We start from the raw sequence: 24,332 nt of genomic DNA, 5'->3' as shown, positions 1-24,332 counted from the left end.
CCTTTTGGATGGGACTTTAGATTTCTCCAACAAGTTAAAAATAAAAAAGGAATGCAGCGCAGCTTCCGGCTGCACTACATTCCTAAATATGTCTTTTCAAAAGCAGGTTAGCTTGTTACGCTGTGGCACCTTCTTTCAGGCGCTCGGCGTTCTCTGCTATACGCAGCTCTTCCACAAAGTCTTCAATACCGCCATCCATCACGTTTGGCAGGTTGTATACGGTATAGCCAATGCGGTGATCGGTTACACGACCTTGCGGGTAGTTGTAGGTACGGATCTTGTCAGAACGGTCGCCGCCGCCTACCATGCTCTTACGCTGGGCGCCTTCAGCTTCGTTTTTCTTGGCCAGCTCTACTTCAAAAATACGCGAGCGGAGTACTGCCAACGCTTTGTCAAAGTTCTTGAGCTGTGATTTCTGGTCCTGGCACTGGGCCACTATACCTGTCGGAAGGTGCGTCAGACGAACGGCTGAGTACGTCGTGTTTACCGACTGACCACCCGGGCCTGAAGAACAGAAAAGATCTTTGCGGATCTCATTCATATCGAGCTCGATGTCGAATTCCTCTGCCTCTGGCAGCACCACTACTGAAGCAACCGAAGTATGGATACGACCCTGCGTTTCGGTAGCCGGTACGCGCTGCACACGGTGTACGCCCGACTCAAACTTGAGTTTGCCATATACATCTTCGCCAGACACGCCTACTATAATTTCTTTGTAGCCGCCGGATGTACCTTCGGTAGCATCCATCAGTTCCATGCGCCAGCCCATTTTCTCAGCAAAACGGCTATACATGCGGTATAAGTCACCGGCAAAGATAGAGGCCTCATCGCCACCAGCTCCTGCACGGATCTCCATAATAATGTCTTTGCTGTCGTTCGGGTCTTTCGGGATAAGTAGCTCTTTCAGGGTATCCTCCATCGCCTCGCGCTGCGGAAGCAGCTCGTCCAGCTCTTCCTTGGCCATTTCACGGAAGTCCTCATCCTTTTCAGTCGCAATTACCTGCTTGGCATTGTCGATGTTGCTCAGGATGTTGAGGTACTTCTTATACTCTACTACTATCTTGTCAAGGTCCTTATACTCTTTATTCAGCGATTTGAATTTCTTCATATCGCTGGCCACATCAGGCTGGATAAGCAGCTGGCTTACCTCTTCAAACCTTTGATTAATGGCTTCTAATTTATCTAACATCGCTCTGTTATGGTTTTAAGCTGCAAAGATACTAAATTGGCGTTTAAGTAATAAAACATAAGTGCTGGTTGCAGCTGTTATATTACTTATTTATCCTACTACAAATTTGTATCGAAAGATGTTCAATGCCCGTTCTTTGCTCGCTACTATAACCCTTGGCACAGTCTTTATAGTTTCAGGCTGCGATGTGAAAGTGAAACCAATAGAAGGAGGGAAGGAAATTGCCCAAGAGTTGGAGCGCCACAAGATCAAGCGCCTGACACAAGAGGACATCCTTAAGGCCGCTCAAAAGCACGGCGACTCCATTGTGGTGGTGGCCCAGCGCCTGCATATCCAGCGTCTGACGGAGCACCTCGCCCAGGGAGGTATTGCAGCCGCTATACCTTATTGTCAGCCCGAAAATTTTGAAGAGGTGGAAGTTTTGCAGGATAAGTTCGGCGCCATTTCGCGCCGCTTCAGCGAGCAGCCACGCAACCCACAAAATCTGGCCAAAGGTAGCACGACCCAGGCGCTGGCCAGGTATAGCAGCGGCCAGGAGCAACAGGCAACAGTAGAAGCGCTGAACCAGAACGAGATCCGCTATACCTCCCCGATCTACCTCCACGACGAAACCTGCCTGAATTGCCACGGCACGGTGGGCCAGGAGCTGAGCGATTCCGACTATCCCCTGATCAAAGAAAAGTACCCGCAGGACCAAGCCACAGGTTATAAGAAAGGCGATCTGATGGGGATGTGGGAGCTCACGTTCGACAAAATGGACCTGGTGGCCTTCCTCAACGACCAACCCAAGAAAAGCCGGCGTCCACGCTAAATATTCTGCTGGCAGGCCTGTATTAGGGCCATACAGCAGGTATTAGGTGACATATGTCACTGCATTTTACGCTCAAAACCTTTAACTTTGCACCTAGTAGATGAGGTATACCTGATCTGATGTTTAATCTTATAAAAAAGAATAACATGGCTGTAATAGTAGCAACCGATAACGATTTCGATAACGTACTGAGCTCAAACCAAAACGTGGTAGTGAAATACTACGCCGACTGGTGCGGCAGTTGCCGTTTGTTTGCGCCCAAGTTCAAGCGCATGTCTGGCGAAGAAGACTTTGCCAATGTAGCTTTTGTGGATGTTAACGCTGAAACAAGCCCGGAAGCCCGCAAAGTGGCTGGCGTAACCAACCTGCCTTTTTTCGCTGTTTTCAAAAATGGCCAACTGGTAGACACCGTGGCTGCCAGCAAAGAAGAAGCCGTACGTGATCTGATCAACAAATTGACTGTTTAAGAAATGAAGATACCAGTAATCAAAAAACTAGTAGAAAACGAGTCGCTGGAGAACCTGATAGCAGCCGAAGAGGCCCTGATGGAAGAGCAGCCGCTTGCCATTGAGGTAGAAGGCGACGATGAGGGCGAACAACTGACGCACGTGATTGCCGCCGCCTGGATTTTGAACTACATGAACGACAATGGTGTGGACTTTAAGGCTGCGCTGCGTGAGTACACCAAGAAGGTGCGTGTTTCTATCAGCTAGTTCAATCTGATAAATATAAAAAGCAGCAGGCCCTGAAGCGTAAAGTTTCGGGGCCTGCTGTTCTTTTGTAGGTATAGCTACTGCTTAAATTTTGTTATTGGCGAAATACTCTTCTGCCAGCTTCCCGCCCATTTCAGTGCAGATGCCGCGGACATAGTACAGGTATACGCTGCGAAAAACGTCGGACAGATCATACTTATCAGGCGGAAAAGACACTGGGTTGAGTATCATGAAAAATTGCTCAATAATGATTTTTGTAACTAACTGCAGGTTGAGGTCTTTGCGGAAGTAACCCTGCAATATGCCTCTGTTCAGGATCTCAGCATTTATGTGTCGGTTGTTGTCAATCACGTTCTGCATGCTCATATGCCAGGCTTCCGGATACTTCTGCAGATCACCAATATAAACCGGATTTACCTGTTTGATAACTTTGATACCATCGAGCAGCAGCGTCATAACTCCTTCTACAGGATTGGAGGCCTTCGAGAGCAGATCCATTTGCCTTCTGTTCTCTACTTCTATATCAAACAGAATTGCCTGCTTCACCATATCCTCGCGACCCGAGAAAAGCTCATGGAAAGTTGACTGACGTATGTCGAGTTTCCTGATCAGATCCGCATCCGAATTCGCCTCTATACCTTCCCGCTTAAAAATCTGCAGGAGCTCGCCTAATATCGTTTCTAAAAAAGTCATTGAATAGGGTACGTCATCAAGCTGCTGAAAAGGATAAGTACCTATACGCAATAACAGGCTTGATGTATTATTAATTTGCTTGTAATGTCTCGTCCGAAACATGCAAATGTAACATAATAAGTTGCGCCCCGCAAACTCCGCTCTACTCGAAAAAAGACAGATTTATAGTAAGGTCCAGATACTTATGAAGAATACTGCCTGCACCAGGTATACATAAGGTGCCAGGCGGTTCTGCTTATAAATGGGCACTTTTTGGAAGTATATTTGAAACAGGAAAGCCAGCCCCAGCCACCCTAGGTAGTTGGACCACGGAATGTACCCGCCCTGCCAGTCCCAGAAGTCGAAAGCCACCGCCACCGGCTCCAGAAAAAAATCGAGCCCGACCATCAACAGGGCCGCCAACACAGCTCTGGCAAGCCAGTGCATGTCTATCATATTCACCAGGTGTCCTGTTGTATACACGAGCATCAGCCAATTAAGCCCGATCAGCAGGGGTACATCCAGCAGTTTTAAACCCAGTGACTCTCCATAGGCATAGTCTCCGAACAGCAGGCCGGTGTGTATACCTATCACTTCCGCAAAAAAACCCATCGTCACTATCACCAGCACGAAAAGCAGAAAGGCCGCATTCCAGCGTTTATGAAAAGAAAAGAGCAGGAAATTAGTCAGGAGCAGGTTCATGGGCGTGAGCTGCTGAAACTTTTCGGGCTCGCCGCTAAACAAGAGTCCCCAGAAACCGACTGCGTGAAAAATTGCCAGCACCCCCAAAGCCACCGCAAAAGCATAGGGTTTGAGGCGCTGCTGTAAAGGTATAGCCGGCTGGTATGGATGTGTTGTATCAGGCATGCTGTTTTGATTGATTAACTGATGTTGCGACAGGCACCAAGTTGCCCACTATACGGGCAGAAAGCAGGCAGAGCGGTATACCTCCGCCAGGGTGCACACTACCGCCGCAAAAGTAAAGCCCTTTTAATTTAGAGCTGAAATTCGGGTGCCGCAGAAAAGCGGCCATGCGGTTGTTGGAACTGCTGCCATAAAGCGCTCCGGCATAAGAAGAAGTTTGCTGTTCAATCAGCAGCGGGTCCAGCACCTGCTCACACACAATCGCCTGCCGGAGATCTGTCTGCAACATGCGGCTCAGTTTATCCGTCACAGCTTGGCGTGTGGTGCTGACCAGTTGCTCCCAGTCCTGGCCCTGGTGGTGCGGCACGTTCACCATTACAAACCAGTTCTCGCAACCTGCCGGCGCATCATTCTTTTCCATCTTGGAGGTGATGTTCACATACACCGTCGGGTCAGAGCTGATGGATTTGTGATGGAAGATGTGCTCGAACTCCTGCTTGTAATCCTGGCTGAAGAAAATGTTGTGCAGGTGCAGTTCCGGGAACTCGCGGGCTATACCCCAATAGTAGATCAATGCCGAGCTGGAGCGCGGCTGCTGGAGCGTTTGCTCCGGCGCAGGCTGGTCGGGCAACAGGCGGCGGTAAGTCGGTACCACATCCATATTGCTCACCACAATAGCGGCGCTATACCTGCCGGAAGTGGTTTCTATACCTGTTGCCGTACCATTTTGCGTGATGATCCGCTCCACCCGCTCGTTATACCTGAACTCCACACCCAGCTCTTCAGCCAGCTTCACCAGACTAGCCGCGATGCTGTAAATGCCTCCTTTCGGATAAAAAGCACCGATGTTATGCTCCAGATGCGGAATCAGGTTGAGCGTACCCGGTGCCTGGTAGGGGTCGGAGCCATTATAAGTGGCAAAGCGGTCGAGCAGCTGCACAAAACGCGGATCATTGAACAGCCGGGCATTGGCGTCGTGCATCGTCGTTGTCAGCCCCAGGTCCGAAAGGCATGCCAGCGCTTTGAGCACATCTGTGCTCAGGTAAGTATCGAGCCGGTGCAATGACTTATGCAAGAAAGTATCAGCTGTACCTTTATAAAGCCGGGCACTTTTGGCCAGCACATCCCGTACATCCTGCGCCTTCACGCCCAATTGCTGCTCCGCCTCAGTAGCAAAAGCTTCGGCATCGGCGTAAGCTTTCAGGCGACTGCCATCGGGCCAGAAGTAATGCGTAATCGGGTCGAGGCGGGTATAGGTGAAGTAGTCGGACGGGTTGCGGCCAGCCAGCGTGAAGAGCTCGTCTACCAGGTGCGGCAGTGTGAACAAGGAGGGACCGGCATCGAAGCGATAGCCCTGCAAATCGAACTGGTGCATCTTGCCGCCAAACGAAGCGTTGGCCTCAAACACGGTCACATCATAGCCTTTCACTGCCAGCCTGATGGCCGTAGCTATACCTCCAATACCTGAACCGATGATGGCGGCTTTCGTCATTTCCGAATTTAAGCAGATTATTTCTTTCCTGCACTTAACTGCAAGGATAGGGCAAAGGTTTTGAAGATTTGACACTATATACCTTATCAATGCCTCTTCAGACAGGTATAGGGATAGCGGTACCTGTGTTTCAATAAGGAAGCTATACCTTTCCGAACTGCTTCACTATACCTTACGAAACAGTTTCTTATAAATCGGCTTCCGCATACCGAAGGCCGCCAGCATAAAGGGATATAGCATGGCATCCAGCGCCTTGTACCCAGTGCTGTAGTCAATGATGTCGTGGATGAGAGCGCCGCTACCGTGTTGCGTGACCAAATGCTTATGCCGCCAGCTGCGCAGGGGAGGAGGGACTTCCTGACCTTCGTCTACAAACCAGGCAGCCGTATCTGTTATTTCCCGTTCTGTGATCAGGCTGGTCCACCGGAAGGATTTTATACCTGTCTGCAATTCCACTTCTACCACGTCACCCGGGGCACTGCCATCAAACCGCAACAGCTTCAGCCGCGGGTAGGGCGGCGCCAGTTCTCTGAACAGCTGCTCGTCAAATGCATAAAACACGCTCCGGAAGTCCTGTTCTACCGCTGTCTTTAGGTGAAGGTGCATGTGTGCTTAGTTGTTAAATTGCTGATGGTTCTATTATTGATCCGCAGTTATACCTGCTCATTCTGTATCCGTCAGGTATGCTAAATAACACCTTGTGGCTTTATATAGGTATAGCTAATACACTCAGGTTTTGCCAGGCGTGGCGCAACAATGTAAACTTTTGAAGGTATAACTTTCCCTCTCTATACCTGCCCAGCCTACCTATACCTAAGAGCTCTATCTATTAACCAAACAACAACTATAAGGTTATACCTGCCTTCTTGCTGCAGCCACAAAAAAGCCGCAAGATGCATCATGCTGCGGCTTTGGTATACTACCCGGCTATCGAACCAACAATTTATCTAATCCCTAACTTAACAGATTGTCAATGTCCTCTTTCGTCAGGCTTTTGATGATGTTCTCGTCGGTGCTGATCAGGTCGGTTACGAGTTGGATCTTGCGGTTTTGCAGCGCCAGGATCTTTTCTTCTACGGTGTCTTTGGTGATGAACTTATAGGTAAACACCTTGTTCTGCTGCCCGATGCGGTGGGCTCTATCCACGGCTTGCGCCTCCACGGCTGGGTTCCACCACGGGTCCAGGATAAAAACATAGTCCGCAGCGGTCAGGTTAAGGCCCACGCCACCAGCTTTCATCGAGATCAGGAACACCTGTATGCTCGGGTTGTTCTGGAACAGTTCTACCTGCTGCTGGCGGTTCTTCGTGTTGCCATCCAGATACGCATAGGTAATTTCCTTCTCATCCAGTGCCTGCCTTACAATTTCCAGATGCTTCACAAACTGACTAAAGATAAGCACCTTATGACCTTTGGCTACAATGTTCCTGGTCATGCGCATCACCTCTTTCAGCTTACCCGATTCGCCTTCATAGTTCGGATCCGTCATGAAAGGATGGTTGGCAATCTGGCGGAGCTTCATCAAACCCTGCAAAAGGACAAACTGCGTGTTGCCCGGCCCTTTTTCTTCCAGACTGGTCAAAATCTTGTTGCGGTAATACGACTTGGTTTCTTCGTAGGCTTGCTCCTGCTCTTCTGTCATCCGGCAGAAAGTGGTGTGCTCAATCTTAGGCGGCAGTTCACGAGCTACCTGCGATTTGTGCCTGCGCAGTATAAATGGCTTGATGAGCGCATGCAGCCGGCGTGTCTTGTGCTCGTCTTTCTGTTTCTCAATCGGCTTCAGAAACTCTTTCCGGAAGAAATGCTGATTGCCCAGCAGGCCTGGATTAATGAACGACATCTGCGACCAAAGGTCCATGGTGCTGTTCTCGACCGGCGTACCTGTCAGGATCAGGCGATGGCGTGACTTCAGCGAGCGAACTGCCTTTGAAGTATTGGAATCCGGGTTTTTAATGGCCTGCGACTCGTCCAGTATAATATAGTCAAAGTAGTACGTCTTGAGTAGTTCCGTATCCAGGCGCACAATGCCGTAGGAGGTCAGCACCAGGTCATAATCCTTGAACTGCTCTACATTCTTGTCGCGGTAAGTACCGGTATAGGAGAGGATGCGCAGCTCCGGTGTGAACTTCTGCGCTTCGTTCAGCCAGTTGTAGATAAGCGAGGTCGGCATCACAAGCAACGTCGCCGACTCGGCTCCGTTTTCTTTGCGGTGCTGCAGCATGGCCAGCGTCTGCACGGTTTTACCAAGCCCCATGTCATCGGCCAGGCAGCCGCCAAACTTAAAGTCTTTTACAAAATGCAGCCAGTTGTAACCCGCTTTCTGGTAGGGACGCAACTCCCCCAGGAAGCCTGCCGGCATTGGTTTGTCTTCTATGGCATCAAACTCGCGCAGTTTTTCCAGCTTTCGCGTCATCGTTACCTGGGCCAGGTTGCCGTTTTGCAGGTCGTTAACGAGCGCCATGTGGTGTTTGCGCAGCGTCAGCTGTTGCTCCCCCTCCGAGAAGGCAAACAGTTCGATGTACTGCGTGAACCACTCTTCAGGTATAATAGCTACCTGCCCGTTCGGTAACAGATATTCGTTGTTGCGCGTCAGGATGTGGTTTCTTAGCCTGATGAACGGCACTTCGAACTCACCGAAGCGCACAGTGCCATAGATGTCGAACCAGTCGTTGTTTTCAGTTATACCTACGTTTACAGAAATATCGCCAATGAAGTAGTGCTTGCCACTTTTCTCGGATTGTTCCACCGTAAAGCCCAGTTCCTCCAGTGCCTGCAGGTTATTGTTGAGCCACGAAAAAGCAGCGCTTTTGTCCAGCACGGCCTGTCCGTTCTTTACCTCCAGTTCGCGCTTGGCCAGCTCTTTTACATACTGCTTTTCATACACCGCATCGCGCAATAGCTTATGGAAAATGTAGGAATCCTCCGTTTTTTCCATGCTCACACTAATCCGCTTGGCATCCTGCGCCTCCACCAGGTGGTCGCCATACCTGAAGGACAGGTTGAACAGGATCTTATCGGCTGCGGCAGCCTTATCTACTCTGCTGGCCTCACTACCCCCGTTGCTCAGCAACGCAGATACTTCGGCCGACTTGATTTCGGAGAAGTTGAGGTGCGGCCTGGGTTTGAACACCTGTGGCTTTATCTCGAACCCATTCGGTTTCACGTCGAAGGACTCTACCAGCGAGGTCACAAACTTGCGGTAGTAGTTTTCCTCAACTGAACGCGGAATCAGGATAAACTTTTTATTCAGGAAGGGCTGCAGCTTTTTACCGTCAATGCCGCTTTCGAAACTGTATATAACACCGTCCACCATCAGCCAGGCTGGTTCGTAGCAGATCAGGGCCGCATTCCGATACTGGAAATTAAGCTTATCTCCTTTATACTTGACAGTGGGGTAATAATGAGTATTGTCCGGGTTGCGGTGCAGGTGAAAGCGCACAGTTGCTTTATCGGCTGCTACCTGAATTTCTTTCCAAGTAGGGTCGCCATCTTTGCCAATGATGAAGGTGCGGCGGTCCTGGAGCATTTCCAGAATCTTGTTCATGCGCACCTGTATGTAATGGCCGATCGCTTCCTGCATGTTTTTATCGCCCTTTTCAGGGTCGTATACCTTCAGGAAAAAATCAATAGGAGAGAGTTTCTTTGAAGAGAACTTCTTCAGTACCGCGTCCTGCTGAGTCTGATCGATCAGGTCGATCAGTTTAAAATCTTTAGCATCGAGACGGGAGGAGAATTCGTCGGCGTTTTTGGCAGAAATATTCTGGTGCTGTAAAGTCAGCTGCCCCTTAGTATTAATCTGCACCACAAAAGATTCGAACAGATATCCCAGGTACTCATGCTCGAACAGAGAATAGATTACCTGAAACGGCTGCGTGGTGTATACTTTCATACAGGTACAATTTTAGGACTCCAAATTTAACCCTAAAACTGCTAATTTCCTATCTGAAACGCCCATAATCGCAGCCATAAATCAGAATATTTTCATATTCGCAGCATTAAATCACACGCTGTAACACATTAAAGTCTTTTAATCTCAATATATAGCGACTGTCATATGCTTGCTGCTAATTTAAAGCCCTCCCGATAACTTTAGTTCGGTTCTGTTCACCTCTGACTTATCTACTTTTAGCAAACTAATGGCACTATCCTGAAACAGGAAGACATTCTCCTCCGTCCACTCCCAGGCAGCATTCATGGGTAGGTTTACGCCGCTTGCCCTGAACCATACTTTAATCGTATCACTCTGGGTAGTCAGGTATAGCTCATCGAATGTTTGCTGGCTTGAGGCGGTAAAGGGCACTCGGGGACAAGAGGCCAGGCGAGCCAGTACTTCGTGGTCGTTCCGAAACCAGTTTTGCAGGAAGCCTAGGTGCTGATCGGAGCACTGATAACCCAGGTTTAATGCCGTAAGGGTTTTGCATTTCAGATTACTGAATTCCTCATTCGCCCTTCCATCCCAGTCGCACTCGCTGCCTATAAAAGTAACGACATAGCCCACAGCCGCTCGTTCGGCATCCGTCAGCTTATCAGCTAATGCCTGATCGATCATAATTGTGCTCAAGGAGTCCTCCAGGTCAGCATCGTATACCTGCTCACGCCACAGGAAACGGATTTTGCTGTTAGCGGAGGTATAGGTTTCTGTTTCGGTGGGTGCTATACCTGTAGCAGCTTCTTCTGCTGTATCTGTCTCAGTTGTGGAGCAGCCGGACATGAGAAGGAGAAGAATCAGAAGAACGGCTTTCATGATAGTAGGTGAGGTGTAATGGAAAAAAGGCGGCTATACCTTACAGGTTGTCGCGCACGGACATGGCAGCCGCTTTACGGGCAGGACGTATAGACACCAGCATGGTGATGATGACAATGGCAGCACCCGTCAATACAAAGTCCATCAACTCGAGCTTTACAGGGTAAGAGTCGACAACCGAAGTAGCCATCCCCATCGAGACAATGCCAAAGGTCTGTTGCAGGTTGGCAATCAGCATGCCCAGTGACAAGCCATAAGATGCCCCGATAAAGGCAACCAGCGCGCCCTCAAACAAAAATATGTTGCGGATCTGCTCTTTTGTGGCACCCATCGAGGCCAACACAGCAATATCCTTTTTCTTATCGATCACCAGCATGGAGAGGGAGAAAAAGATATTTAGTGAAGCTATGAGCAGAATAAAAGTAAAGGTAATGAACACAAAAAGCTTCTCAACCTTTACGGCACGTAGCAGACTAGTGTGTTGCTCGTCGCTGTTTTGTACCAGAAAGGACTCGCCCAACACCTTTTGCAAAGAGCGTTTCACGGTTTCGATACGATGTCCTTCTTCTACCTTAATCTCAATGGCCGTACGCCGCCGGCCGTATTCCATGAGCTCTTCCGCAAACTGTATGGGCACAAACACATAGGCGTCGTCGTACTGCCGCTCAATGGCAAACACGCCACCAGGTGTTATCTGTAGTGATTTGAAAGCTCCTTCGGGATTGAGTGGATTGAATTTGGTGTTGCGCGGGTACAGGAACTGCATATACGTGAACTCATTGCTCGTCCTGACAGATAGCTGATACTGTACTCCCCGCCCGAGCAATGCATAGTAATTATCGTTGGCATACAGATTATAGTGCCCCTCCACCACCGAAGAGCCAATCCTGTTCTGCTCAAAGAAATTTTCGCTGACGCCTTTAACTTTTACCACCATCTGACGGTCGTTGTAACGCAGCAGCGCATTGTCCTCTATTACCTCGGTTACCAGCGCCACCCCGGGCGTATTGCGTATCCGGTTCATGAACTCCGTATCCGTCTCAAATGACTTGCCTTCTGCCGCCGATATCTTCAGGTTAGGGTCAAAGCTGGTATAGATGGTACGGATGAGGTCTTCGAGACCGTTGAACACTGACAGCACGATAATGAGCGCCGCCGTGCCCACCGCCACCCCGATCATGGCAATATTGGAAATAAGGCTAATGATGTTCCTCTTCTTCTTAGAGAAAAAATAACGCTTCGCTATGAGATAAGGGACGTTCATTTAGCAGTTATGGGTGCCTAGGCTAAAGTTTCAACTTAATCATTGTGTTGAGTCAACAATTTAACAATTAAGCCATCAACAAATTAATTTATTTCCAGGCTTTCACAATCAGGCCTGTGCCCGAGGCGTGCTTGCCGTTTACATCAAGCCAGTTCAATACTAAGCTTATCGGGAAAGTAACCAGGTAATAGAATGGCAGCAGGATAAAGAATGCTTTGGATGTGTTGAGCATCAGGAGCGGGTACTTCATGGACAGGCGCCACGAAATTTGCCCTGGCTTGCCGTATGAATAACGCGCCTCTACCTTGCTGAAGCCAGCAGAGAAGAGCTTATCCTGAATTTCCTGGATGTTATAACCATCGCGCACGTGCTCTTCTATAAACGAGGTTTCATCATCGCCATGCACATCCGAGCCGCCTTGGTCAGACGGAGTGGAGATGACCAGTATACCTCCCGGCACCAGCGATGCCTGAAAGTTGCGGAACACTTCCACATCTTCCAGAATATGCTCCATCACGTCCACCGACAAGATCAGGTCGTAGGTGTTTTCCTCGCGGTACTTTACCAGATCGCCAATACGAAACAGCACATTTTGCCGCCCGATTGCCCTGAAAAATCGGTTGCTGTCCGATATCTGTTCATCTTTCACGTCGACGGCCAGTATGCTCCACCTGCTGCTCTGGCTCGAGAGCCAGTAGGTATACTGCCCAAAGCCGGAACCGGCATCGAGTATGTGCTGCTCTTCGTTTTTGCGGTTGGCGGCCCACTGGCGCAACTCCTTGTGCACGTGCCAGGCACGCAGCAGGAGCAGGTCCAGCAGGTTATAAAATATGCGGCGCAGGAATGGGGTCTTGTTGAACACATCGCCCAGCACACGCTTAATCGGGTCGTACTGCATAAGGGTGTTGCTGCTTCTTAGCGGGTATAGGTGTCGTCGTCCTCGTCCTCCTCAGGAGCGGGCGGAATGTCCAGGTTAGAGAATAATTTGTCTATCTTGGCAGAGTACTCAGCGGTGTCGTCCAGGAAGAACACGAGTTCGGGTATAACGCGCACCTGTTTCTTGATGCGCTGGGCCAGCTGGTGACGGATCGTTTTGGTATTCACCCGCAGCTCCTGCAGGAGCATCTCGTTACCGTCCTTGGCGTTCATCACGCTCAGGTATACACGCGCCAGGCCCAGGTCAGGCGACATGCGCACTACACTGACGGATATATAGGCGCCACCGAACAAGTGTGGCACTTCCCGCTGGAAGACCTCTGCCAACTCCTTCTGAATAAGGCGCGAAAATTTCTGTTGTCTTTTACTTTCCATATTGAAGATGCAAATATCATATTAATTTCGCATTTTTACCCCAATTGTACCGTACTCATTTCGGTTCAGGCTGGTGTATAGTTCCTTCTAACTCCGTCTTCCTTTGATTAGTTACTTCCGAAGCATACTGCCTTCCCGCTTATTTTTGCTGGTATTACTGTTCCTGGCGATCCGGTTGCCTCTTATCTTTTTAGGTATACCTGCTACTGCATCCGAGCTGCTGCATATGCTGGTAGGAGAGCGGATGGCAGACGGTTTTGCCATGTACCGCGATATTTACGACACCACGGCGCCGCTCTCGGCATTCGTGTACTGGACCATAGATGTGATTGCAGGACGCTCATACCTGAGTTACCGGATCGCGGCCACTTTCCTGCTTCTCTTCCAGGCGGTTATGTTTAATGTAACGCTCAACCGGCATCAGGTATACGCTGGCAAGGGTTACATTCCTGCCTTGCTATACCTGCTCATAGGTAGCCTTACCTTTGAGTTTGATATGCTGACGCCACTGCTGATCGGCAATACGTTTGTTATTCTGTCGCTACCTTATATTATCACCATTTCACGGGAAGGGTTTGAAAACAACCGTTTGTTTGTGGGCGGCTTTATGGTGGGGCTTGCGGCGCTTAGTTATCTGCCATTAGCCCAGTTTCTGCTGGTAGCGGCATTTGGAGTTGTACTCTTCGCTTCCAATACCTTCAGAAGTTTCCTGTTGATGCTATGTGGCTTTGCCTTTCCGTATGCCGTGTTGGTAACCTATTACCTGTACACCAATACGACCTCCCAATTTGTTGAAATGCACCTGCTGCAGCCCTGGCAATTTGGCATCAATTCACTGGTACCTCCGTCGCAACTGGCATTGGCACTAGCCCTGCCTGCAACCATTTTATTCCTTTCGCTCATCAGCACTACTTCACTGCCGCAGCGCTTGGTGTTTCAAGGAAAGTTTCAGCAACTCATGACGGTATGGCTCGTTGTGAGCATCCTGGTCTTGATAACCCGTCATGAACTATCAGTCGGATCGTTTGTCGTCATACTGCCGCCCATTGCTTATTTCGGTGAGTTTTTGTTTACAAGCCGCATAAGGAAATGGATTCTGAATCTGATGTTCTTTATCCTGCTTGGCGGGGTGCTTCTGATCCGTTACCGGCAGCCGCTGGGGATTGCCTCCTTTGTGAAGATAGATGATTCGCAGTTGCTGCTTCCGGCCGGTGGTGCAAGCGGCAATGTTAAAGGCAGCTCTGTTTTGGTGCTGGGTGATGACATGAGCTATTACGAGCACAACAAACTGGCAACACCATACCTGAACTGGCAACTGTCACAGCGTTACTTTAGTCGTCTCGACGAGTACCAGTCCGTGTACGATCTCTACCAGAACTTCCGTCTGGAAACCCCCGAATACATTGTAGACCAGGTAGGGCTTATGCCGCAGCTTAAACACAAACTGCCGTCCGTTTTCGAAGGCTATGCACCCACGCAAACAGCGGCAGTTTATAAGAGAGTCCGTTAACCGGCTATACCTGACTTAGCAAACCGGAATTTTATCTACCCGATTTTGGTGGCGTCCACCTTCAAATTCTGTTTCCAGAAATACACGTGTCATATCAGCTGCTACGTCCTGCGACACAAAGCGGGCAGGTATACAGAGGATGTTGGCGTTGTTATGCTCCCGTGAGAGCTTGGCCAGTTCTGTCTGCCAGCAAAGGGCCGCTCTTATTTCCTGATACTTATTGGCTGTCATAGCCACACCGTTTCCGCTACCACAGATCAGGACACCAAAGTCAGCTTCTTTGTTCACGACAGCTTTGGCAAGCGGGTGCACATGATCCGGATAGTCCACTGATGCGTCGGAGCCCGGACCGAAATCTGTTACTTCATGCCCTGCCGCTGTAAGCTGTTCTTTTAACAGACTTTTGTAAGTAAAACCGGCATGGTCGCCACCGATAGCTATTTTATATCCCATAGTTTTAAGCGTTATTTTCATTCAATCTCTTCAAATCGCGTTTGATAATTCTTCCCGACACACCTATACTTACTTCATACAGGACGATGAGTGGAAAGGCTATGAGGAGTTGGCTGATCACATCAGGAGGTGTGATAACGGCAGACAAAATCAGAATTACGATAATGGCGTGCCTTCGGTACACCTTCATCAACTCCGGCGAGAGCAAGCCTGCTTTGGTAAAGAAATACACAATAACGGGCAGTTCAAACATAAGGGCACACGCCAGACAAAGTGTCGTGAGCGTGGAAATGTAGGAAGACAGGTCGAACTCATTAATGATGGAGGGGTCTACCTGATAACCTGCCAGAAAATTGATAGAAATAGGGGAAACTACATAGTAGCCAAACAGCAAACCCATTGCAAACAGCACCGATACCCAGAAAACCGCTCCCCGCGAGCTTTTCTGCTCTTGTGGGTACAGGCCCGGCCTCACAAAACGCCAGATTTCCCAGAAGGCATACGGGAAAGCCATAGCCAGGCCGAGTACCAACGATACCATGATGTGCATGGAGAACTGGCCGCTCATCTGCCGGCTCTGTATCGTAAAGCCTAAGTCTTCTATACAGAATGCTGCCGATCCGAAGTACGTACTGATCTCGCACATCATTTTGTAACTCAGGAAATCGGTGCGCGACGGGGCCAGTATAATATCATGGAACACGAAGCCTTTGGCAAGAAACGCTGCAGTGGCAAATACCAGAATGGACCCCACTGAACGAATAATGTGCCACCTTAACTCCTCCAAATGGTCCACAAAGGACATCTCCTGCTGCTGTTCAGCTCCCTCGAGGTGTGGTTGGTCCATTAATTATGGCTTATAAATAAATTTCCTACGATTGAATTAATAAGCAAAAAGCGGGTAGTTTTTCATCCAGCTGTTCACTTCTTTGCGCGCAGCTTCTATTTTGCTTTCGTTGTCATTGTGTGTCAGTACATCATCGATCAATTCCACGATGCGGGCCATGTCGGCTTCTTTGAGACCACGCGTGGTTATTGCAGCGGTTCCTATACGCATACCTGAGGTCACGAACGGCGACTTGTCATCAAAAGGTACCATGTTCTTGTTGATGGTGATATCCGCCTTAACCAATGTATTTTCGGCGAGCTTGCCTGTTATACCTTTGGTGCGCAGGTCGATCAGCATCATGTGATTGTCTGTGCCGCCAGAAATGATGTTATAGCCACGCTCCACAAAAGCGGTTGCCATGGCCTGCGCGTTTTGCTGCACTTGCTTGATATAGCCCATGTAGTCGTCAGACAAAGCTTCATAGTAAGCCACTGCTTTCGCCGCGATCACATGCTCCAGCGGGCCGCCCTGCGTACCCGGGAAAACAGCGCCGTCCAGCAAAGAAGACATCATGCGGATTTCTCCTTTCGGAGTCTTGAGTCCAAATGGGTTTTCAAAGTCCTTGCCCATCATGATCATGCCGCCTCTTGGTCCACGCAGTGTTTTGTGCGTCGTAGTGGTAATGATATGGCAGTGCTCAAATGGATTGTTCAAAAGACCTTTGGCAATCAGGCCAGAAGGGTGGGAGATATCTGCCATCAGCAAAGCGCCTACCTCATCGGCAGCGGCACGTAGTTTTTTATAATCCCAATCGCGGCTGTAAGCAGATGCACCGCATATAATCAGCTTCGGCTTCTCACGACGAGCTGTTTCCACTACTTTATCAAAATCGATCAGACCCGTTTCCTGCTCCACGCCATAGAAGCTAGGCTGGTAGAGTTTGCCAGAGAAGTTAACAGGAGAACCATGCGTCAGGTGACCACCATGCGACAGGTCAAAGCCCAGGATCTTGTCGCCCGGCTGTAATACTGCGAGCATCACAGCGGCATTGGCCTGCGCACCGGAGTGAGGCTGCACATTGGCCCAGCTTGCTCCAAACAGCTCCTTTGCACGATCGATTGCCAACTGCTCTGACTGATCCACAATTTCGCAGCCACCATAGTAGCGCTTGCCCGGCAGGCCTTCGGCGTACTTGTTGGTCATCACGCTACCCATCGCCTCCATTACCTGATCCGAAACAAAGTTCTCGGACGCGATCAGTTCGATGCCGTGGGTCTGGCGTGCTTTTTCTTTTGCAATCAGGTCAAATATAGCTGTGTCTTTCTGCATGGCTTCTTTGGTTTTATATTCCTTCAAAATTAAAGCTTGTGCTTGAATAAACCAATGTTTCAAATGTTTATATCAGGAAGGCACAAGGTATAGCGGCGGCTATACCTGCACATTGTCTTGTCTATTGGATTTTGCTATAGCTGCATAGGTTGGCTATACCTGTTTAGGATTTGTTATACCTGGACAAAAAAAGAAGGCCCGCCAAGTTGGCGGGCCTTCTGCTATAAGTTAAGCTTTGGTTCTACTGCTTCATGAGCTTCACCTGCTCCATCTTACCGTTGAACTCTGTCATCAGGATATAGATACCTGTTGGCAGGTTGTTGTTCAGGTTCAGAAGGATGGTGTTCTCACCTTCCTCAATGTCGTAGCTTAGGCTCTGTACGGCTGAGCCATTCATGTTCACGATACGCACATTCAACTTACCTGCTCTGTCGGCGTTGTATACCAGCTTAGATTCAGCGTTGATTGGGTTAGGATACACTCTTGGACCAACTGCCAGGTTCACACCGTTAGACGATACGGCCACCACTTTGCTGTAATCAGATGTGCCATCTAGGTCCACTTGCTTTAGTCTGTAGTAACGTGTACCGTTGAAGTTACCCTTGTGGTTGAACTGATAGTCCTGACGAAGCGAAGTCGTATTCACTTTGCTCTTCACTTTGCCTACTGCCTTAAACTCACCTTTCAGGTCTTCCGTCATCTGTACCTCGAAGTAGTCGTTGTCCAGCTCAGAAGCTGTTGCCCATGTCAGTTGAACACCGTTGCCTTCTTTTCTAGCGTTGAAGGAGATGAGCTCTACTGGGAGTGGAATAATTTCGGCTTGCAGAGTGACCGTACGAGTGGTTGCTTCCAATGAAGAATGATTAGCAAGTACTGTCTGTCTACTGCTCTCATCATTCGCAACTGCTGTGCTATTATTTCTAGCATAAACAACCTGTGTCAAGTTACCGTTTTCGCCTGCTGAAAGCGTCATACCTGTCGTCCAAGCATCTTCTGCAGTTGAGTTTGGATCAAGTGAAAGCAAATATGGCATGTTCTCACTTAATGAGATAAGTAAGGTTTGCCCCACTGCCAGGTTAGTAGCTGTTACAGTGTAGCTTTTCACATCGTATGTTGTTACTTCTTCACTTTCAACTGCAGCTTTAAAGCTTAGCACTGTTGGGTCAACTGTTATGTCCGGTTTTATGATTTCCAGCATTTCTTCGCTTGCATCAGAACCCACTCCAGTTATAACATTTACTATTTCTCTGTCTGCTGTTCTAGGCACAATCATCTCCAGGGTATGCTGGTTATCTTCATAGTAGCCAAATACGTTTGTACTACCAATTCGCAGCCTTTGCACACCTACCAAATTATAGCCTTTCACAATTACTGTCTCTAGCAGACGTGCATGATTACCTACAGCAATTCTGCTTCCATTCGTTTTTTCGAATCTAATAACCACTGGACTAGTGACTGTGTAGACATCAACATTAGTATCTCTTGCTTCGGCAGTAGTAACTGTACCAACTTCGTTAGCTAATGTAATGACACCTGTAATCGCATTCACTGGCACTCTTACTGCAATCGTACGAGCAGTTACTAAATCTTCTGCAGTCACTGTGGCGTTTAGTTCAGCTTGGTCTACTAACTCAGCAGGTATAATCTCACCGCCATGACCTTTGAAAGATACTTTGATTCTACCATCAACAGCTATCAGGTTTTCACCTGTGATAGTTACAATTGAGCCAGAAGGGCCAGTCTTCGTATTGAAGTCATACACAATTGGTGCTTTTACTACCCTGAAGATATCTTCACTTATTACCGTAGTTCCTACTCCACCATTGAAAGGGGTTGTTACAGCTATTTTACCGATTTTAGCCGCCACTGGCACTGTAACAAGTAGTTCAGTAGTTGAAGTTCTTTCGAAAACTGCATCCACTTCATCAGCCTCTCCTTCGATACCCAGGAAAGTCACCTTAGATGCATCATCGAAGAAAGTACCGGTGATAGTGAATTTGTCTCCCACTAAACCAACTGCTTTACTTAAGCTAACGATGGTTGGAGTACCAAGAACAGTGATTGTACCAGCTGGGCCAGATGACTGACCTGCTCCACTTCTACTAGTTACCCTTACGAAGTAGTCTCCTGCAGGTATAGTAGTTGGAATAGTAGCAACAATCTCGTCTACACCCTCCTCATTTTCACCTGCATTGAAAGTGAAGCCTATTATCTCTATCGGGGTGGCTGTTGTACTATTAGTTCTAACAAGTGACATAGTTGGAGTAGCTGTTGTTACTGCTCCATTCCAGTACTCATCAAAGCGTGTACCTTTAATTGTTATAGTATTTACACCAGCATAAATTCTTCTGTCTGCAAGGCTTTCTTTGCCAGTTTCAAATACATTGGAAATTACTGGTCTGTAAATAGTAAATTCTCTACTGCCTGTACCACTTGTTGAAGTTACAGACAAAGTATTAGTTGTATTGTGGTCGATTACTGGTGCCACAAAAGTAATGGTACCTGTACCTTTCACCGAATCAGTTAACACAATGTTATACCCTGTAATCGGAATGTTCCCATAGGACATACCTGTTACATTGATAAAGTTCGTACCAGAGATGGTTACTGATTGGCTTGCATAAACTGCTGTAGGCGACAAAGAAGACAACACAGGGGCAAGTACGTTAAATTGTACTGGCTCACTTTCACCACTACCTGACACTACAGTTACACTACCTGTTCTGGCAGAACCTGGTACTGTCACAGTAATGCTAGTACCATTTGCCGTATAGGTTGTGGCCTCAATCTGTGCTCCGTTGAACTTAACTATTGGCGCTTTAACGTCTTCTTCGCCGCCGTTCAGTGTTTCATTCCAGTATTGCGTAAACAGCTCACCTGTGATGGTTAAAACTGTTTGAGCTGCATAACCTTCGGTAGCACTAATGCTTGCTATCTTTGGCTCTATGACAGTATAGTCATCAGCACTTATACCTGAGCCGGCAGGAGTAGTTACAGTGATTTTACCTTTGCCAGCATCAAACGGTGCTTTAACTGTAATCAGCTGGAAGCGCTCAGGGTTGGTGCTATCTTCACCTTCAGCATCTACTACAGTTATACCTGTAGTGATCTTTTTACCATTGAAGTCCACTTCAGTTGCACCCGTGAAATACTGACCTCTGATGGTTACTGACTGGTTAGCATAGCTCACAAATGGAGTTGTGGTGTTATTGGTAAATGTGATAGCAGCAGGGGTTGGAACAACGAAGTCCTCGAAATTCGCTGTACCTGCTTCTGTCGTTACCACTAAGTCGCCTGTTTTAGCACCTGTTGGAACTGTCACGGTAAGCACATCGAATGTTTCGTTAACTTCAATGTTCTCCCCTTCAACCACAACTTCATTACCTCCATTGAATGTAACAGACGTTACTTCAATAAAGTTAGTACCTGTGATAGTTACGACTGTACCTTCAACCCCTCTATCAGGGCTAACTACTATAATAGTTGGTGCAAGTATAACCGTGAAGATTTCATTTTCTGCTGTTGTAAACACTGAGTTTTCACCTTCGAACAGAGATAGTCTGCCAGTCGTTGCACCATCTGGCACCTTTACTTTAATTGTATCGCCATCTGCACTTGGCGTTACTGCAGTTCTTACTCCATTAAAGGCAACCTCTGTTACGTTCTGCATTAACCAACCTGTAATTACTACATCATCACCTACTTTACCTGAAGTAGGGGTAAAGCTGAAGATTTCTGGTTTAGTCGCTACGATGTAATCAGTTTCACTTGGCTCACTTGGCCCAGCAACATTCGTTACTGTCAAGTTACCTGTAATAGCACCTGTAGGAACTGTAACTTTCAACTGAGTTGGTGTAATGTCTCTAGCTGGCGCAACTACGCGGCCCTCTGCTCCTGCAAATGAAACTGTGATGTTTTCGCCGTAGAAATTTGTACCTGTGATAACTACTTCACTGCCTATGATGCCTCTTTCCGCTACAAATGAATCAATAGTAGGCGTTTTGATAACCGTAAAGTTTACAGGCTCGCTGTCACCAAATCCGTTTGTAATAATGATAGGCGAAATAACAGCAGCCTCAGCTGGAACTGTTACTGTGATCAGCTTATCTGAATCAATTGTAAAGCCTTCTGTACTTTGAGTCGCTGCTGGTATTACTACACCGCCGAAGCTAAGTGATGTTGCATTCTCAAAATTGTAACCTTCAATTTTTACAGTAGAAGCAATCACGCCCATAGTTGGCGTAATAGACTGAGCTACTGGATGAAGAATCACTTCAAAGTCCTCTGCCGAAACAGCGGCGTCAACAGAGTTTCTCACGAGCAGTTTACCTGAACCAGCTGGTGTACCTGTTGGAACGTTAAATACCAGTTGTGTCTCGCTGTCGTTAGGTGCTGTTAACGTTACTCTCGTATCTGATTCTTCTTCAGTATTGTTGTCTCCTAGGAAAACAACTTCTGTTACATACTTTAGGTTTGTACCTGTCAGTGTGATCTCCTGGCCAATAGGGCCTTCAGCGGGCGTAAAGGCTGTGATAGCTGGTGCAAGCACCACATCAAATGTTCCGTTCCAAACGCCAGTGCCACCCAAGAGTGTTGTTACAGACACAGTGCCTGTTGTCGCGTCTGTAGGTATAGACAATGTTATGACCGTGCCCTCAGCGTTAACTTCAAAGTCAGCTGCAAGCACTGTTCCGTCACCAATCTTTACAGAATCAGCCTCCTGGAAGTTAGTACCTGTTATGGTAATTTCCGTTTCTACTTCACCATAGATTGGTGTAACGGTAGCGATAGAAGGAGCTGGCACAAATTCAAAAATTTGTGAGCTATTCGCTATTTTATTACCGGGAGCAATTAACTGCAGAGTGCCGTTGGCAGCGCCTGCTGGTACAGTTACTGTCAACGCGGTGTCAGTAGTTGCAACCAGGTTAGTCCCATCAGCACCCTCGCCTTCGGCTGCAGCAAATACCACGCGGCTTACACTTGCCAGGTTCTCACCGTAGATCGTAATTGTCTTGCCTGCGCCTGTTCTAGCAGGATCAAACTCCAGATTAAGTTCTCCTATCGTTTTAGCAACAAATTTTGGTGCTGGCACTTCAAACGGTGTTTCGCTTGTACCAGTTCCCGCTGGACTTGTTACAGTAATAGGACCTGTGCTGGCGCCAAGTGGCACGTTTACTGTAATCTCATCATTAGTTTGATTGACTGTAAAACCCGTTGCGGTTACACCGTTGAACTTAACATCAGTAACACCATTGAAGTATTCACCTGAAATAGTAATCTCTGTTCCTGGACCTTCGCTTGCTGCCGGAGCAAATGATGAAACAACTGGGCCTGGTACCGTGAATGATACGCTATTTACGCTACCTGCTGGAGTTGTTACCGTTATCGGACCTGAACTAGCCAGGGCAGGAATGGTAGCAGTGATCTGACCATTATGGTCTACTGTAAATGCCGCTGCCACTCCGTTGAAAAGCACAGCACTTGCATCGATGAAATTGTTACCTTTCAGTAATACAGTCTCGCCCGCTATACCTGATGCCCGGGAGAAAGGTGTGGTCGCATCAAACTCAGGAGCAGGAACTGTAAAATCTACCGGGGCTGTAGTACCATAGGTAGTATTCACTGTAATAGGAGAGTTTGCTATTGCTCCGTATGGCACATACGCTATAATCTCTGTACCTGTCGCATTTATAGTAACTCCATTAACTGTGCTTTCTACACCAGCAGCATCTTTAATAGTCAACTCAGCTGGCACTACAATTTCCCCAAACTTTACAGTTGCGTTGTTCAGGCGGTTGCCTGTAATGGTTATAGCTGTGCCAGGCACACCACTAGCTGGCGTTGCAGTCAGTACTTCTGGTGTCTGTACCAACTCTATGGCATCCAGCAAAACGTATGCTTCAGAAACAGAGTTAAGTGTGAAGCGGATATTGGTTGTTGCTGCTGGAAGTAAATCTGTCAGTCGCTGTGCAGTTCTTGCAGGCGTTATGGCATCAGCACTTGCAGTTGGTGTGTAACTAGTACCACCATCGGTTGAGTAACTTACTGTGAAGCTCGCGCTATACCCAGATCTTGTCGTTATTGCTTGTAGGCTATACCTTAATCTAAAATCAGTAGTGCTTGCGTTTGCAATACTAATTCCGATGGTAGCGCTCGCACCTCTGAACTGTGCTGAACCTTGGCTACCGCCTTCTAAGTCCTGACCTGTAATAATAGTACCAGTCTTTGACCAGCCTTGTGGAAGTTCATCTCCCCACGGACCATCATAATTGATTGGTAAGGTGGCCTGCGCCACACCAGTGGAGACGATTCCCAGCATAATCATGCACTGCAGGAGCAGAGTGCGTATAAGCCGGCCTAATGGGGGATTGTAGAGTTGTGCCATAGCTAAAAGTTAAGAGTTAATAAATTTTTGTGCAGTTTTAATGCTAAGTTAATTATCACAAAATAAGATAATTTATCTTTCACTATTGCAATATTATCCCCTATTTTTTTGTCTGATTTTAACTCTCTCTTGTCAAGTCGCGTTTTTGATGCATTAAAGCCTATTTTTAAAAAGTGCCTTGATTAAGTTATTTGAAAACTTTTCAAGTTTATTTTTTACTACTAGAACTATACTATGTTGTTAATTGATTATTTTATCATTGTATAAAAATATTATATATAGCGTTTAGATATTATTTCATTTCTATCCGTAGTGCAATTTACTAAATTTATAGTACTGGAAAACTATGCAATTACTTTACTTGTAGAGGGGAATGGATTGACTTAAGAAAATTTAACTTCAATCAAGTTATCTACTTTAAACTTACGCGTATATCTACTGTTATCTGGATAATCCGGACCATGTTGACCCCACCTTCCGGTAGTACATTAAGGCTGGATTAGCTGTTGCTGACGAAAGCAACCTCTGACATTCCGGCGGATGCTGACCCCTCTGATAGCAGTATAAGGCACTAAATATTCCGGAGCATGTTGACCCCTCGGGTAAATTCCGGAGCATATTGACCCCACCTGCTATTTCTTTATCGATAGGTTTTGGTTCTTTGGTGCTATCACCAAAGAAGAGCGCACCGATGGCCGGAAAACCAAAACCTATGAGCCAGATAAAACAACTCCTCCAACTCCACCAGCAGGGCAAGGGCATCAAGT

The 24,332-nt window shown here is 47.7% G+C and carries 18 protein-coding genes; 4 read left to right on the top strand and 14 right to left on the bottom strand.

Translation table 11 applies throughout. The annotated features are described in order from the left end of the window. Positions 1-115: 115 nt before the first annotated feature. Positions 116-1,189 carry a peptide chain release factor 1 gene (gene prfA / locus K3G39_RS13990; protein WP_220626798.1) on the bottom strand — a complete coding sequence of 358 codons (1,074 nt, stop codon included), beginning with the start codon at positions 1,187-1,189 and terminating at the stop codon, positions 116-118. 187 nt (positions 1,190-1,376) lie between these two features. Here prfA and K3G39_RS13985 point away from each other — a divergent pair, with 187 nt between their 5' ends. From K3G39_RS13985 to K3G39_RS13975, 3 genes are all read left to right on the top strand, one after another. Further along, on the top strand, positions 1,377-2,000 hold the full coding sequence (locus K3G39_RS13985) for a DUF3365 domain-containing protein (protein WP_220626797.1): 624 nt from the start codon (positions 1,377-1,379) through the stop codon (positions 1,998-2,000). A 146-nt stretch (positions 2,001-2,146) separates the two neighbouring features. After that, entirely contained in the window at positions 2,147-2,467 is a 321-nt protein-coding gene (locus K3G39_RS13980; RefSeq protein ID WP_220626796.1) for a thioredoxin domain-containing protein, read from the top strand. Between the two features lie 3 nt (positions 2,468-2,470). After that, positions 2,471-2,713: a hypothetical protein gene (locus tag K3G39_RS13975; protein WP_220626795.1), complete on the top strand. Its 243-nt coding sequence runs from the start codon at positions 2,471-2,473 to the stop codon at positions 2,711-2,713. A gap of 84 nt (positions 2,714-2,797) precedes the next feature. Here K3G39_RS13975 and K3G39_RS13970 read toward each other — a convergent pair whose 3' ends face one another. The 9 genes from K3G39_RS13970 to rbfA all read right to left on the bottom strand — a co-directional run bounded on the left by K3G39_RS13970 (position 2,798) and on the right by rbfA (position 13,059). Further along, on the bottom strand, positions 2,798-3,406 hold the full coding sequence (locus tag K3G39_RS13970) for a TetR/AcrR family transcriptional regulator (protein WP_220626794.1): 609 nt from the start codon (positions 3,404-3,406) through the stop codon (positions 2,798-2,800). 162 nt (positions 3,407-3,568) lie between these two features. Further along, complete coding sequence (locus tag K3G39_RS13965; RefSeq protein ID WP_220626793.1) at positions 3,569-4,252, bottom strand: carotenoid biosynthesis protein; 684 nt, start codon at positions 4,250-4,252, stop codon at positions 3,569-3,571. Next, on the bottom strand, positions 4,245-5,741 hold the full coding sequence (gene crtD, locus K3G39_RS13960) for a 1-hydroxycarotenoid 3,4-desaturase CrtD (RefSeq protein ID WP_220626792.1): 1,497 nt from the start codon (positions 5,739-5,741) through the stop codon (positions 4,245-4,247). The genes K3G39_RS13965 and crtD overlap by 8 nt, the downstream gene beginning before the upstream one ends. A 165-nt stretch (positions 5,742-5,906) precedes the next feature. Beyond that, positions 5,907-6,347 carry a hypothetical protein gene (locus K3G39_RS13955; RefSeq protein ID WP_220626791.1) on the bottom strand — a complete coding sequence of 147 codons (441 nt, stop codon included), beginning with the start codon at positions 6,345-6,347 and terminating at the stop codon, positions 5,907-5,909. A gap of 348 nt (positions 6,348-6,695) precedes the next feature. Further along, positions 6,696-9,629, bottom strand: coding sequence for a DEAD/DEAH box helicase (locus K3G39_RS13950; RefSeq protein ID WP_220626790.1), 2,934 nt, complete (start codon positions 9,627-9,629; stop codon positions 6,696-6,698). Between the two features lie 180 nt (positions 9,630-9,809). Then, positions 9,810-10,484 (bottom strand): hypothetical protein, encoded by a 675-nt coding sequence (locus K3G39_RS13945; RefSeq protein WP_220626789.1) that lies wholly within the window; start codon positions 10,482-10,484, stop codon positions 9,810-9,812. Between the two features lie 40 nt (positions 10,485-10,524). Continuing rightward, positions 10,525-11,748, bottom strand: a complete 1,224-nt coding sequence (locus tag K3G39_RS13940; RefSeq protein WP_220626788.1) for an FtsX-like permease family protein — start codon at positions 11,746-11,748, stop codon at positions 10,525-10,527. 88 nt (positions 11,749-11,836) lie between these two features. Further along, entirely contained in the window at positions 11,837-12,646 is an 810-nt protein-coding gene (locus tag K3G39_RS13935; RefSeq protein WP_220626787.1) for a bifunctional 2-polyprenyl-6-hydroxyphenol methylase/3-demethylubiquinol 3-O-methyltransferase UbiG, read from the bottom strand. 17 nt (positions 12,647-12,663) lie between these two features. Beyond that, entirely contained in the window at positions 12,664-13,059 is a 396-nt protein-coding gene (rbfA, locus tag K3G39_RS13930; protein WP_220626786.1) for a 30S ribosome-binding factor RbfA, read from the bottom strand. A gap of 145 nt (positions 13,060-13,204) precedes the next feature. Between rbfA and K3G39_RS13925 the strand changes: the two genes are divergently transcribed. Next, positions 13,205-14,569 carry a hypothetical protein gene (locus K3G39_RS13925; protein ID WP_220626785.1) on the top strand — a complete coding sequence of 455 codons (1,365 nt, stop codon included), beginning with the start codon at positions 13,205-13,207 and terminating at the stop codon, positions 14,567-14,569. Positions 14,570-14,584: 15 nt separating this feature from the next. On the opposite strand, the gene rpiB is transcribed toward K3G39_RS13925, so the two are convergent. The 4 genes from rpiB to K3G39_RS13905 form a co-directional block, all read right to left on the bottom strand. Next, positions 14,585-15,022 carry a ribose 5-phosphate isomerase B gene (gene rpiB / locus K3G39_RS13920; protein WP_220626784.1) on the bottom strand — a complete coding sequence of 146 codons (438 nt, stop codon included), beginning with the start codon at positions 15,020-15,022 and terminating at the stop codon, positions 14,585-14,587. Between the two features lie 4 nt (positions 15,023-15,026). Next, entirely contained in the window at positions 15,027-15,869 is an 843-nt protein-coding gene (tatC, locus tag K3G39_RS13915; RefSeq protein ID WP_220626783.1) for a twin-arginine translocase subunit TatC, read from the bottom strand. Positions 15,870-15,905: 36 nt separating this feature from the next. Beyond that, a complete protein-coding gene (gene glyA, locus K3G39_RS13910; protein ID WP_220626876.1) occupies positions 15,906-17,180 on the bottom strand; it encodes a serine hydroxymethyltransferase in 1,275 nt (424 codons plus the stop codon). 241 nt (positions 17,181-17,421) lie between these two features. Further along, entirely contained in the window at positions 17,422-23,565 is a 6,144-nt protein-coding gene (locus K3G39_RS13905) for an IPT/TIG domain-containing protein (RefSeq protein WP_220626782.1), read from the bottom strand. Between the last annotated feature and the right edge of the window lie 767 nt (positions 23,566-24,332).

It is taken from the genome of Pontibacter sp. HSC-14F20, assembly GCF_019599265.1.
Classification (GTDB): domain Bacteria; phylum Bacteroidota; class Bacteroidia; order Cytophagales; family Hymenobacteraceae; genus Pontibacter.
Note: the sequence above shows the minus strand (reverse complement) of the source record. Positions and strands in the feature narration are given on the sequence as shown.

Coding starts and splice junctions, on each gene's coding strand:
- K3G39_RS13940 (WP_220626788.1), bottom strand. CDS start 11,748: ATGAACGTCCCTTATCTCATAGCGAAGCGTTATTTTTTCTCTAAGAAG.
- tatC (WP_220626783.1), bottom strand. CDS start 15,869: ATGGACCAACCACACCTCGAGGGAGCTGAACAGCAGCAGGAGATGTCC.
- K3G39_RS13935 (WP_220626787.1), bottom strand. CDS start 12,646: ATGCAGTACGACCCGATTAAGCGTGTGCTGGGCGATGTGTTCAACAAG.
- K3G39_RS13945 (WP_220626789.1), bottom strand. CDS start 10,484: ATGAAAGCCGTTCTTCTGATTCTTCTCCTTCTCATGTCCGGCTGCTCC.
- glyA (WP_220626876.1), bottom strand. CDS start 17,180: ATGCAGAAAGACACAGCTATATTTGACCTGATTGCAAAAGAAAAAGCA.
- K3G39_RS13980 (WP_220626796.1), top strand. CDS start 2,147: ATGGCTGTAATAGTAGCAACCGATAACGATTTCGATAACGTACTGAGC.
- K3G39_RS13950 (WP_220626790.1), bottom strand. CDS start 9,629: ATGAAAGTATACACCACGCAGCCGTTTCAGGTAATCTATTCTCTGTTC.
- K3G39_RS13905 (WP_220626782.1), bottom strand. CDS start 23,565: ATGGCACAACTCTACAATCCCCCATTAGGCCGGCTTATACGCACTCTG.
- prfA (WP_220626798.1), bottom strand. CDS start 1,189: ATGTTAGATAAATTAGAAGCCATTAATCAAAGGTTTGAAGAGGTAAGC.
- K3G39_RS13970 (WP_220626794.1), bottom strand. CDS start 3,406: ATGACTTTTTTAGAAACGATATTAGGCGAGCTCCTGCAGATTTTTAAG.
- rpiB (WP_220626784.1), bottom strand. CDS start 15,022: ATGGGATATAAAATAGCTATCGGTGGCGACCATGCCGGTTTTACTTAC.
- K3G39_RS13975 (WP_220626795.1), top strand. CDS start 2,471: ATGAAGATACCAGTAATCAAAAAACTAGTAGAAAACGAGTCGCTGGAG.
- K3G39_RS13955 (WP_220626791.1), bottom strand. CDS start 6,347: ATGCACCTTCACCTAAAGACAGCGGTAGAACAGGACTTCCGGAGCGTG.
- K3G39_RS13965 (WP_220626793.1), bottom strand. CDS start 4,252: ATGCCTGATACAACACATCCATACCAGCCGGCTATACCTTTACAGCAG.
- crtD (WP_220626792.1), bottom strand. CDS start 5,741: ATGACGAAAGCCGCCATCATCGGTTCAGGTATTGGAGGTATAGCTACG.
- rbfA (WP_220626786.1), bottom strand. CDS start 13,059: ATGGAAAGTAAAAGACAACAGAAATTTTCGCGCCTTATTCAGAAGGAG.